Genomic DNA, 12,009 nt, shown 5'->3' with positions numbered 1-12,009 from the left:
ACCAGGTGTGGAAGTACGACACTGCGTTGCCGTGGAACGACGGTACGCTGTCCACGGGTGGCGGCCTGGTGATCAGCGGCAGCACTGATGGTTATCTGCATGCATTCGACGCGAAGAGTGGCAAAGTACTGTGGAAGAGCGCCCAGCTCAGCTCGGGCATTATCGGCGTGCCGACCACGTACAAAGTCGGCGACAAGCAGTACGTCGCGGTGTGGGCTGGTTGGGGTGGCGCGAGTCCGATCTGGGGCGGCGTGATGGCCAACGATCCGGCCGTCAAGGCGATCCCGAAAGGCGGACATCTGTATGTCTTTGCGCTGTAACCAGACTGCGCGCAGCTTTCAGCTCGCAGCAAGCGTGCTCGGCGTGGTGCTCATGCACCGCGCCGAGGCGTTGCCAGCGCTGAAGGTCTGCATCGATCAAGCCAATCCCACGGCGGCGATGGATGCGCGTGTCGCGCGTGCGGCCCTGAAAACGCAGGGCCACGAAATCCAGGAAGTCTTTTTCGTGGGGCATGGCAAGGAAGCGGACGACGGTTTCCCCGTCGGCCGCTTCGCCAAGTTGGCGCAATCGGAATGCGAGTTGATCATGGGCTTTCCGGTGGATGTCAGCAGTCCGCATCTGCCGCCCAACGTGCAGTCGACGCCGGCGTATGCCAGCACCGGCTTCGTGCTGGTGGAGCGCGGCGACGGCGCATCCAAGGAGTTGGGCGAGCTGCCCAAGGGCAGCGAAGTCGGCATCGCCCAGTTAAATACCTGGGCGGGCCTGCTGTACAGCACCCACCCCAATATCGTCATGCATGTCTATGCCGAAGACGCCGACATGCTGGCGGACTTGGAAAATCATCGGATTACCGCGGCGTTGACCTGGCAGCCTCTCTTGCAGGCCTACGAAAAGGAACATGCCGCTCGTCACTCGCGGCTGAGGTCGCACATCCTGCCCGGTGCGCACATGCAATGGGATCTCGTGGCGCTATACGCGCCCGCGTCGCAGGAGGCTGCCGAGATGTTCGGCAAGGGGCTGGACGTCCTGCGCATCGGCGGCAACATGGATGCCTTGATCAAGCCGTATCAGGCTGCGGTCGCGTTGGAACGGACGACGTCGGCGATAACGAGCGAGCGTTGTGCCGATCCGCCGAAGGCCGCAAAGAGCAAGGCCAGGCTGCCCAAGCCACCGGCGTTGTATACCGAAGCGCAAGCAACCGCGGGAGCGACTGCGTACTTCCAGAACTGTTCGATGTGCCACGGCCCTCTGCTCGACGGTCAGCCCGGTGGCTATCCGGGACCGGCACTGAAAGGAGCCGATTTCGCCGATCCGAGCTACGATTTTCACGTCGACGAAATCTTCCACTTCGTGGCGAAGCTGATGCCTGCCGCGACACCGGGCAGTCTGAGCAACGAGCAGAACGTGAACATCATGGCCTACATCCTCAAGCAGAATGGTTATCCGGCCGGCGCCATCGAACTGACCTACGATGGCGCAATGAAATCCAAGGTGCCGATTCGCTATTACGGAAAATAAAGGGTTGTGATTTCGCCGCCGCGTATGATTGCGGTGCAACGTTTACAGGAAAGAACCACATGTCCGCCGCGCCACTGCAAGTCATTGCCACACCGCCAGCGATCGAACTGATCGGCCAGTTGCGTGCCGAACATGGTTCGGTACTGTTTCATCAGTCCGGCGGATGTTGCGACGGTTCGTCGCCGATGTGCTTTCCGCAGAGCGAATTCATGATCGGCGATACCGACGTGCACCTCGGCGAGATCGGCGGCGCGCCGTTCTATATCAGCGGGCCGCAGTTCGAGTACTGGAAGCACACGCAGCTGATCATCGATGTCGTCGAAGGTCGCGGTGGCATGTTTTCGCTGGAAAACGGACGCGGTGTCAGATTCCTTGTGCGCTCGCGGTTGTTTGAAGACGATGAGTTTGATGCGCTGCGCGCCAACGGGCGGCTGTGATGCGCGTGAAGTGTTGCCCTGCGGCGCGCCGGTCGCGGTAGGCACGCGGCCGGCGCGACGCCTCAACATTGGGCAACGCTTGAGTTTCTACCAATGCACTCCGCGCATCAGCGAGGCGAACGCAACTTGTTCGCTGGTCGGCTGCTGATCGAGTTCCGCCCTGCCCTTCATGCCCTTCGCCGCGGGCGAATCGGGGAACAGGCGGAACGCCGTGTTCATGATGATTTCGTACATGCGCGGCGCGAAGGCGTATAGCAGTTGGGCGAAGACGCCGGTACGCGTGGCGATGCGCACGGGGCGCTCGATGATCGCCTCGACGATAAGATCGGCCGCCTCCTCGGGCGTCAGGGTCGGCACCGATTCGTACATCTTGGTCGGCGCGATCATCGGCGTCTTCACCAGCGGCATGTTGATCGTGGTGAAGTTGATGCCGTTGTCGGAGAACTCGGCCTGCGCGCAGCGCGAGAACGCATCGAGCGCGGCCTTGGACGCGACGTATGCCGAGAAACGCGGCGCGTTGGTCAGCACACCGATCGACGAGATATTGATGATGTGGCCGCGATGCTTCGCGGTCATGCCCGGCAGCACGCCCATGATCAGGCGCAGCGAACCGAAATAATTGAGCTGCATCGTGCGCTCGAAGTCGTGGAAGCGGTCGTAGCTCGATGCGATCGCGCGGCGGATCGAACGCCCCGCGTTGTTGATCAGGATATCGACGCCCTTGTGCTCGGCGACGATCTTCGCGACCAGCTCGTCGCAGGATTTCAGCTCGGACAGATCGGCGATATAGGTATGGCAGATACCGCCCGCATCGACGATTTCCTTGCGTGCCGCATCCAGTTCTTCCTGGCCACGCGCACAGATCAGCACCTTGCCACCCGCTGCGGCGATCTTCAGCGCCGCGGCCTTGCCGATGCCCGACGAGCCGCCGGTGATCAGCACATTGCGGCCCTTGACCTTGCCGCCCAGCGAGTGATCGATGAACAGGTCGGGATCGAGGTGGCGCTCCCAGTAGTCCCACAGGCGCCACGCGTAGTCTTCGAGATTCGGCACGCGGATCTTGCTGCCCTTGAGCGCACGTTCGGTTTCGCGTGAGTCGAATTTCGTCGGATAGTTGATCAGCTTCAGCGCCGCCGCCGGAATGCCGAGATCTTTCAGCATGACATTGGTGAAGCGCTTGACCGGCGGCAGACTGCCGAGCGCCTGTTTCACCGCGCCCGGAATGAAGCCGAACATGCGCGCATCGAGGCGCATCGACATCTGCGGCGCGTGGCCGGCATTGGCGAAAATATTGAGTACCTGGCCGATGCGCCGCGGCGCCGGATCGGTGAGATGGAAGCAACCGCCGTCGAGGCCTGGCTTGTGTGCGATGTGGTCCATCGCATCGACGACGAAATCCACCGGCACCATGTTGACGCGGCCGCCTTCGATACCGAGGACCGGCATCCACGGAGGCAGGGTCTCGCGCAGCTTTTTCAGTGTGCGGAAGAAATAGTACGGACCGTCGATCTTGTCGATCTCGCCGGTCTTCGAATGGCCGAGCACCACGGCGGGACGATAGATGCGAAACGGCCGCTTGCTCTCCTTGCGCACGATCGCCTCGGACTCGTGCTTGGTCTTGAAGTATGGATTGTCGAGGTCTTCGGCCTCGGCAAACATGTCTTCACGGAACACGCCCGAATACAGGCCGGCGACGGCGATCGAACTCGTGTGGTGGAAGCAACCTGCCCTGATCTGCTCGGAGAACTGCACCGCGTGGCGCGTGCCGTCGACGTTCGCCGCGTGCTGGCTTTCCGCATCCGCGGCCAGATCGTAAATCGCCGCGAGGTGGAAGTAGTGTTTGACCTTGCTTGCGAGGGCCTTGCGCTGCGCGGGACTGACGCCGAGCGCCGGTTTGGCGAGATCGCCCGTCACTGCGACGAGACGCTTGCCCTCGTCGCCGGCGTGTTCGCGCAATGCGTCGAACTTGTGCTGCGAGCCCTTGCGCACGAGGCAGTAGATCATGCCCTTGCGCGCGAGCAGCTTTTCCACCAGATGGCGGCCGATGAATCCGGTTGCTCCGGTCACGAAATAAGTCATGTCACTCCCCTTTCGGTAAGTTTGATGGATGCACCAAGCCGTCACTGCGCCAAGCCGATAAGATAACGTGCCCGTGCGAATATGCGAAATGCAATGCACAATAGGCATGTGCGCGCCGCCGTGCATTCACGTCGCATTGATTGTTTCGGAAACGCATGCTACAAGGCTCGCGCAGCGCAGCGAGCATCCGGGGAAGGTTATGGCCGATCTGAAAGCGAAATTCGAAAAAGCCGGCGAAGACGTCAAGAAGCTCAAGGAACGTCCCGACAACGACACCCTGCTTAAACTCTACGCACTGTTCAAGCAAGGCTCGGATGGCGATGTCTCCGGCCCGAAACCCGGTTTCTTCGATTTCGTCGGTACGGCCAAGTACGAAGCTTGGGCAAAGCTCAAGGGCACCAAGGCCGAGGACGCGATGCAGAAGTATGTCGATCTGGTGAAGAAGCTCGGCGGCTGATCCGCGGCCGGCCGACGGATTTTTGACCTGCATCATGGCGAGGCAGACGCGCGAGCGCATCCTCGAAGCAAGTCTGGCGATGTTCAACGCGCAAGGCGAGCCGAACGTCACCACCAATCACATCGCCGACGAGCTCGAAATCAGCCCGGGCAATCTCTACTACCACTTCCGCAACAAGGAAAATATCGTCGAGCACATCTTCGCGCGCTACGAGGCGCGCATGGATCAGGCTCTACTCGTGCCCGACCATCGTCTGCCGAATCTCGAAGACGTGTGGTTGCAACTGCATCTCGTGTTCGAGTGCATGTGGGACTATCGCTTTCTGTACCGCGATCTGATCGACATCCTGTCGCGTAACCGCAAGTTGAAGATGCACTTCGCACGCATCCTCACGCGTGCAGCGACGAGCGCCAGCGATGTACTCAAGGGGCTGGCCCAGGGCGGCGTCCTGCGCGCCACCCAGGACGAAATCCGCGCGACCGCGGAAAACGTGCTGCTGGTGACCACCTTCTGGCTAAATTTCAACGCCGTGCGCGGCATGCGCAGCGATCTGGCCCGATCCAATGAAACTCGTACAGACCCCGGCCAGGAAGACCTGACCCACGGCATCTACCAGGTCATGCTGCTGATCGCGCCGTTCCTGCGCGATGCCGAACGCATGCATTTGAATACGCTGGCGCAGGCGTACCGGCGCTGACGGTAAACAAGAAAACGGCCGCACAGGGCGGCCGTTTCTTTCAAACTGGATCCCGTGTCATCGGCCATCCATGGCCTGCACGGGATGACGGCATCCTGCCGTTACTTTGCGGTCTTGAGCTTGCGGCTCAATGCGGCGACCTGGCGGCTGAGCTCCTCGATGTCGCGCTTGGCCGGAATGCCGAGCCGCGCGAGTACGCGCTCCATACCGTTTTCGACGGCCGCGCCGTACTGCGCTACCTGTTTTTCCAGGCGCGCGGTGAACGGGGTGAAAACGCCCATCGCCTGCGCCTGCGTGTCGGCGCTGACTTCGCGAACCATGGTCAGGGTGCGCACCTGCAAATCCTTGCCTTCGTCGATGAAACGCGTGAACAACTCGAGGCCGCGCTTCTGCGCAAGCGAAAATGCGCCAAGGCTTGCGAGCCACAGGCGGCGCGCCTGCTCCGCAGGGGTCTTGATCACGTTCGTCTTGATGTTCTTGATCTGTTTGCCAGCCATTACCTCACCTCTTGCGTTGGAGTGTGAGCAGACCTTAGCGATCCGGGCTAGAACAATCACACTAACTTTTGCCTCGACCGCGTACGCACTCAGCGCAACTTGATCTGATTGCTTTCGTACTTGCGATCGTAGGCGCGCAGCTCGTCGCGGATATGCGCGATGCGCTGGCGGCCGAGTGCGTTGCGCTCCTCGTCGAGCACCGTCGCATCGAGCAGTTCGGCCATGCGCTGCGCGGTCGGCAGCAGCGCGTCCCAGCCATCGAGCGCGGGAATCGGGCCGGGCAGCGCCATGAAGAAACACACGCCGGGCGTGCGCAATTCGTCGATTTCGCGCATGTCGAAATTGCCCGGCTTGAGCATGTTGGCCATGCTGAAAACCGGTCCGGCCTCCGCGCGCCCCGACACGAGCCGGTGGAAAATGCCCTTGTCGCCGAATACGAGCCCGGCTTTTTCCGCCGCGACGATCAGGCTGGCGCCATGAATCGTTTCGCTGGCGCGCGCAGCGACGTACAGCGTGACGATGCGGTCGACCGGCTGTGCCGCGGGACGCACGCCGGGCATCGGGCCCTTGCGCCCCGGCGCGGACTCGTTGCGTTGCTCGGCGATCGCCGAACCCAGTTTATCCAACTCGTTCTGCAGACCCACCTCGAGCTGGCCCTGCGCGGGTAACGTGCCGGCCGCGTCGACATCACCCATCGTCGGCTCGACGCGGTCGCTGCTGTCGTTCTGGAACAGCTTGCGCCGGCCCTGCCCCGGCTTGCGCGGGCGGCCGAAGAAATAGATCAGCGCAAAAATGATTGCGCCGACGATACCGATGATGATGCGCAATTCGCTTGCGTCTAGCGCTGGTCCGTCCATCTGCGACTCCGCTTCGTTTCGATCATGCTCTATTCGTTCAGGCCGCGCCCGCGAGCTTGGCGGCTTCTTCGAGATCCACCTGCACCAGACGCGACACGCCGGGTTCGCGCATGGTAACGCCGCACAGCTGTTGCGCGGCTTCCATCGTCGCCTTGTTATGCGTCACGAACAGGAATTGCACGCGCTCGCTCATTTCGCTCACCAGGCCGGAGAAGCGGCCGACATTGGCCTCGTCCAGCGGCGCGTCGACTTCGTCGAGCAGGCAGAACGGCGCGGGGTTGAGACGAAAGATCGAGAACACCAGGGCAACGGCGCTGAGCGCCTTCTCGCCGCCCGACAGCAACGAGATGTTCGACACACGCTTGCCTGGCGGGCGCGCCATGATCGACACACCGCTGTCAAGCAGGCTTTCGCCGGTGAGCTCCAGATACGCCTGACCACCGCCGAACAGGCGCGGAAACAGTTCCTGCAAGCCCTTGTTGACACGATCGAAGGTGTCCTTGAAGCGCGCGCGTGTTTCCTGATCGATCTTGCGGATCGCGGTTTCGAGCGTTTCCAGCGCGGTGTTCAAATCCGTCGACTGCGCATCAAGATAGGTCTTGCGCTGCGATTGTTCCTCGTACTCGGAAATCGCGGCCAGATTGACCGGTTCGAGGCGCTTGATCTTGGCATCGAGTTCGGCGATCGCGCGCTGCCACTCTTCCGGCTCCGCGCCTTGCGGCAGCGCTTCGAGCACCGCTGCGAGTTCGTGTCCGGCGCCGGTGATGGCTTCATGCAATTGCTGGGCACGCAACTTCAGGCCCTGTGCGGTCAGGCGCTGTTCGGAAATTGCCTCGCGCTGTTGCTGCAGCAGGTGTTCGATGCGATGGCGTTCCTGTTCGTGGCCGCGGAATTCATGATCGTGATCTTCCAGCGCCTTGCGTGCCTCGACCAGCTGCTTGTCGGTCAGCAGGCGCTGGTTGAGGTAGGCCTGGCGCTCGGCTTCGAGATCGCCGAGCGGGATCTGCCCGGATTCAAGTTGCTGCGCGATTTCCGTCTTGCGCGATTCGAGCTGGGCCAGCTGGCCGTGCATGCGCTGCAGCGCCTGTTCGAGCGAAGCGACAGCGGCGCGCCTGGATTCAAGATTGAGCGCCAGTTGATGCACCTGCTCGCCGGCTTCGCGTGCGTTCATGCGCGCTTCCTCGCGCGCTTCGAGCAGACGGCGGCGTTCGCCATCCAGATGCTGCCGGCGTTGCTCGTGGTCGCCCATGCGCGCCACCGCCTCTTCCAGGCGCGCGCGCGCTTCGCGTGTTTGCGTCTGGTCGGCCGTCAGTTTTGCTTCCAGTTCCGTGCTTTCCGTGTCGACGCGCGCAATGCGCGCTTGCGCGCTCTCAAGCTTGCCACGCTGGCTCTGCAGTTGCCCGGCCAGTTCGGCCACGCGGCGATGGCTGACGTAGAGCTCGCGCTGCGCGTCGTCGCGCGTGCGTTCGGCGTCGGCGCGTTGCGTCTTGATCTCCTCGAAGCGCGTGCCGAGAGTTTCCGCGCGCTGCTGCAAGGCGCCGATCTGTTCCTTCAGCGCGTGTATCTCCTTCTCGCGTGCGAGCACACCGGCCTGGCTGCCGCCGCGGCGCAGGACGCGCGCGTAACCGGCGCCGAGCCATTCGCCTGCCGGCGTGATTACCGATTGATGCGCGCCGAGCGTGCCGGCGCGCGCGTGCGCCGCCTCGATCGACTCGGCTGTGTATACATTTGCCAGTATGCGCAGCGCGGAAGTCGGGCCGCGCACGTGCGCCGCGAGCGTGCCCGCCGGCGCGGACAAGTTCTGCCCTGTGGCGACCAGGGTGATATCGGCCTTGCTCGCCTGCGCGAGCTCGTGCAGATAGTCGAACGGCGCGTCGACGAGCACACCTTCGAGCAGACCGGCAAGCACGCTTTCGACCGCGGTTTCCCAGCCGGCCTCGACATCGAGCGCCTCGCCCAGACGCGGCGCCTTGTCCAGGCCGAGCCGTTCCAGCCATTCCTGCGCCGGCGATTTTTCCTGACCGAGCGCTGCATGTTGCAGCGCTTCGAGCGAAGCCAGACGACCCTGCATCGATTGCAGCTGGGTACGTGCGTCGCTGAGCCAGGCGCTGGCCTGATGCTCTTCGCCGGCCAGTTCCTCGTGCTTGTTTTTGCGCTCGTCAAGCAACGAAGTATACGTTTCCACTTTGCCGCGATGTTCGTCGTGATCGGAGGCGAGCTGCTCGGCCGCGGCACTGAGCGTGGTGAAATCCGCAGCCTGTTTTTCTGTGCGCAACGCCTCAAGCCGGCGCCCGGTTTCCATCGACTGGCGATCGAGATAATCCAGGCGCGTGCGTTCGACTTCGGCCGCCTGACCGGAATCCGCGCTCGTTTTTGCGTGCTCGTCCCACTGCGCCTGCCATTCGCTTAGGCTGGTCTCGGCGAGGCGCTGGGCCTCGGCGGTCTGCTCGGCGGCTGCGCGCAGCGTGGCCAGACGCGGCTCGCCTTCGCCAAGCGTAGCGCGCAGGGTTTCGATCTGCTCGTTATCGGCGGCGATATGCTCGCCGAGTTCGGCGCCGGCGCGCTCGGTTTCCTCGCGTGTGCGCTGCAGGCGTTCGCCCAGCTCGCGGTTGTGCTGGATCTGCTGCTCGACGCGCGCGATATCGCCGCCGACGCGGTAGACCTCGGCCTGCACGAGGTTCAGATGCTCGCTCGCGCCCTGATGCGTTTCGCGCAGCGTTTCCAGATGCGTTTCAACCTGGCGCTGATCCGCGACCAGGGCTTCGATGCCGGTTTCCGCGTGCTTCAATGCATCGCTGTGGCCTTCGAGCTCGGTCGACACCGCACGATGGTGCAGACCGCGCAGTTCGGATTCGCGGCGCGCGTAATCGTTCTTCAAATCCTGCCAGCGTGCGGCGGCCTTGGCCTGCCGATTCAGGTGTTCGAGCTGCTTGTCGACTTCCTCGCGTACATCGTTCAGACGCTCCAGGTTCTCGCGCGTCGACTTGATGCGGCTCTCGGTTTCCTTGCGCCGTTCCTTGTATTTGGAAATACCGGCGGCTTCTTCCAGATGGCCGCGCAATTCGTCCGGATGCGCCGAGATGATTTCCGAGATCATGCCCTGCTCGATGATCGAATAGCTGCGAGCGCCCAGGCCGGTACCGAGAAACAGATCGGTGATGTCGCGCCGGCGACAGCGCGCGCCGTTGAGAAAATACTGCGACTGGCCATCGCGGCTGGCGATGCGCTTGACCGAGATCTCGTTGTACTTGGCGTATTCGCCGACGACGAGGCCGTCGGAATTGTCGAAGATCAGCTCCACTGTCGCCGTGCCGACCGGTTTGCGTCCGGCCGAACCGGAAAAGATCACATCGCTCAGTGCGTCGCCGCGCAGGCGGCTCGCCGCGCTCTCGCCCATGACCCAGCGGATCGCATCGATGATATTGGATTTGCCGCAACCGTTTGGACCGACGATGCCGGTCATGTTGGTGGGCAGGTGAAGGACGGTCGGATCGACGAAGGATTTGAAACCGGACAGCTTGATTGTGGTCAGTCGCATCGTTTCTTTTTTTGAAAAGTGCGGTCAGGACGACCGCTGTTTGATTTTCGCGACCGAGGACGATCGCACAAGTTTTCGAAATTCCGTTCGGCGCGCGCCTGCCGATGCAAGCGGGCGCCGCGTTGTAGAGCGCGAGAGCATAAGCTAAGGTGCGCGCCCGTCGCGAAAAATGATCAGCCAGAAGTCCCAGGAGTCAACGGCCATGTCCACAGCCCCCAGCAAAAGTCTGGAAACGTTTCCGAACCCGCAACCGGATCGACAGTATACCATCCGCATGCGCATTCCCGAGTTCACCTGTCTGTGCCCGAAAACCGGCCAGCCGGACTTCGCGATCCTGCATCTGGAATACGTGCCGGAGCAAACCTGTGTCGAGCTCAAATCGCTCAAACTCTACGTGTGGTCGTACCGCAACGAGGGCGCGTTCCACGAAGCGGTGACCAATCAAATGCTCGACGATCTGGTCAAGGCGACACAGCCGCGTTTTATGCGCCTTTCCGCCGAGTTCGGCGTACGCGGTGGCATCTACACCACGGTCGTCGCCGAACATCGTGCGCCGGACTGGATTGCGCCGGCGAAGGTCGAACTGCCCTAGCCTTTGCTTGGCGCCGCAACCGCAGGCGGTGCGGGATTCGCTGCCGGCTTTGGTGGTGCGCCGCCGGGCGGATACTCGATCTTCGCCCGCTTCTTGAGCTGGTCGAGGCGCTCCTCGCCCACTTTCAACGCGAGCGTGCGGCGAATGTTTTCCTTGACCTGATCGAACGGCGGCGGAACGAACGGATTGGCGATGTCGAGTCTGAGGACATGCCAGCCGAACTCGGTCCTGACCGGCGTACGCGTGGTCTCGCCGTTTTTCAGCGTGGCGATCACGCTGCTCAAGGCTGCCGGCAACTGCTCGGGACGCACGCGGGTGAATGCCTTGGCCTGCTTGGCCTTGTCCTTCCAGGTATCGTAGACCTGGGCAAAGGGTTTGCCGGCAAGAAGATCGCCGCTCGCCTTGAGCGCATCGTTTTCATTGTCGAACAGCAATTGGGTGAAGTCGTACTCGAACTTGCTGGCATGGGCGACCTGCGCGTCGTATTCGGACTTGAGCGCCGCGTCGGTCAGCGGTGTTTGTTGCTGCAACTCGATCATCGTCGCCTTGGCCAATGCGGACAGGCGCGCGATTTCGATCTCGGCAGCGAACTGCGGTTTCGCGAACAGCTTGTCGCGTTTGGCCTGTTCGGCCAGCAGCACGTAGTCGGCGAACACGCGCAGTACCTGTTCGCGCTGCTCCGGTTGACTCAGATCGGCGCCGTGCCCGTGCGCGAACGCTTCCAGCAGAACCTGCGGTACAGCCACACCATTGACCGTTTCGGCGACCGGCAGATCGGCGTTCATCTGGATCGGGCGATCTTCGGATCCACTTTGTTGCGCGCATCCGGCAATCAGGATCAGTGAGCACGCGATGACTATATGGCGCATAAAAGTTGTTCCGTTCCGTTCAGATTGGTGTTTCAGGAGACGCCGGCATCATCCGGCGCGCGCGTGTCCAGCGCGAGCGCGTGAATATCGGTTTGCATCAGATCGCCGAGCGCGGCGTAAACGCGTTGGTGCCGACGGATCAGGGGCTGACCGCTGAATGCCGCCGCGACGATGCGCACGCGGAAATGTCCGCGGCCGTCGCGTGCGCCTGCATGGCCCGCATGCTTGTGGCTCTCATCGACGATGTCCAGCGCGGTCGGATTCAGGCCGTACTGCAGGCGCAGACGGATTTGTTCGATTCTCGCGCTTGCGTCCAGCTGCGTTGGCGCGTTCACGGCAGCGTCTTGCGGAATGGACGCACGCTCACTTCGCGGTATACGCCGGCGGCAACGTACGGATCGGCATCGGCCCAGGCCTGTGCCGCGGCGAGATCTTCGAACTCGGCGACGATCAGGCTGCCGCTGAAGC

General features: G+C 62.5%; 12 protein-coding genes and 1 pseudogene. 6 read left to right on the top strand and 7 right to left on the bottom strand.

The window, feature by feature from the left end:
- From VIE67_RS04520 to VIE67_RS04510, 3 genes and pseudogenes are all read left to right on the top strand, one after another.
- A pseudogene (locus VIE67_RS04520) lies at nt 1-320 on the top strand (PQQ-binding-like beta-propeller repeat protein); the annotation flags it as partial.
- Nucleotides 304-1,518 carry a c-type cytochrome gene (locus VIE67_RS04515; RefSeq protein ID WP_332023692.1) on the top strand — a complete coding sequence of 405 codons (1,215 nt, stop codon included), beginning with the start codon at nt 304-306 and terminating at the stop codon, nt 1,516-1,518. The pseudogene VIE67_RS04520 and the gene VIE67_RS04515, both read left to right, overlap by 17 nt.
- Before the next feature lie 59 nt (nt 1,519-1,577).
- Nucleotides 1,578-1,955, top strand: a complete 378-nt coding sequence (locus tag VIE67_RS04510) for a DUF779 domain-containing protein (RefSeq protein ID WP_332023690.1) — start codon at nt 1,578-1,580, stop codon at nt 1,953-1,955.
- 87 nt (nt 1,956-2,042) lie between these two features.
- On the opposite strand, the gene VIE67_RS04505 is transcribed toward VIE67_RS04510, so the two are convergent.
- Nucleotides 2,043-4,034, bottom strand: coding sequence for an SDR family oxidoreductase (locus VIE67_RS04505; protein WP_332023688.1), 1,992 nt, complete (start codon nt 4,032-4,034; stop codon nt 2,043-2,045).
- 199 nt (nt 4,035-4,233) lie between these two features.
- On the opposite strand from VIE67_RS04505, the gene VIE67_RS04500 reads away from it, so the two are divergent.
- Nucleotides 4,234-4,491, top strand: coding sequence for an acyl-CoA-binding protein (locus tag VIE67_RS04500; protein WP_332023686.1), 258 nt, complete (start codon nt 4,234-4,236; stop codon nt 4,489-4,491).
- A gap of 34 nt (nt 4,492-4,525) precedes the next feature.
- A complete protein-coding gene (locus tag VIE67_RS04495) occupies nt 4,526-5,188 on the top strand; it encodes a TetR/AcrR family transcriptional regulator (protein ID WP_332023685.1) in 663 nt (220 codons plus the stop codon).
- A gap of 101 nt (nt 5,189-5,289) precedes the next feature.
- On the opposite strand, the gene VIE67_RS04490 is transcribed toward VIE67_RS04495, so the two are convergent.
- The 3 genes from VIE67_RS04490 to smc form a co-directional block, all read right to left on the bottom strand.
- A complete protein-coding gene (locus tag VIE67_RS04490) occupies nt 5,290-5,685 on the bottom strand; it encodes a phasin family protein (RefSeq protein ID WP_332023683.1) in 396 nt (131 codons plus the stop codon).
- Between the two features lie 89 nt (nt 5,686-5,774).
- A complete protein-coding gene (gene zipA / locus VIE67_RS04485) occupies nt 5,775-6,542 on the bottom strand; it encodes a cell division protein ZipA (RefSeq protein WP_332023681.1) in 768 nt (255 codons plus the stop codon).
- Nucleotides 6,543-6,579: 37 nt separating this feature from the next.
- Entirely contained in the window at nt 6,580-10,080 is a 3,501-nt protein-coding gene (gene smc, locus VIE67_RS04480; RefSeq protein ID WP_332023679.1) for a chromosome segregation protein SMC, read from the bottom strand.
- A 202-nt stretch (nt 10,081-10,282) separates the two neighbouring features.
- On the opposite strand from smc, the gene queF reads away from it, so the two are divergent.
- Nucleotides 10,283-10,672, top strand: a complete 390-nt coding sequence (gene queF, locus VIE67_RS04475; RefSeq protein WP_332023678.1) for a preQ(1) synthase — start codon at nt 10,283-10,285, stop codon at nt 10,670-10,672.
- Here queF and VIE67_RS04470 read toward each other — a convergent pair.
- From VIE67_RS04470 to VIE67_RS04460, 3 genes are all read right to left on the bottom strand, one after another.
- Nucleotides 10,669-11,541, bottom strand: a complete 873-nt coding sequence (locus VIE67_RS04470; RefSeq protein WP_332023676.1) for a peptidylprolyl isomerase — start codon at nt 11,539-11,541, stop codon at nt 10,669-10,671. The two genes, queF and VIE67_RS04470, sit on opposite strands and share 4 nt — an antisense overlap.
- A gap of 32 nt (nt 11,542-11,573) precedes the next feature.
- Nucleotides 11,574-11,876, bottom strand: a complete 303-nt coding sequence (locus VIE67_RS04465; RefSeq protein ID WP_332023674.1) for a BolA family protein — start codon at nt 11,874-11,876, stop codon at nt 11,574-11,576.
- On the bottom strand, nt 11,873-12,009 hold a 137-nt coding region (locus VIE67_RS04460; protein ID WP_332023695.1), incomplete at its 5' end, for a YciI family protein. The genes VIE67_RS04460 and VIE67_RS04465, both read right to left, overlap by 4 nt.

This window comes from Rudaea sp. (assembly GCF_036560865.1).
Taxonomy (GTDB): domain Bacteria; phylum Pseudomonadota; class Gammaproteobacteria; order Xanthomonadales; family Rhodanobacteraceae; genus Rudaea.
This window is presented reverse-complemented; position numbering and strand designations above follow the sequence as displayed.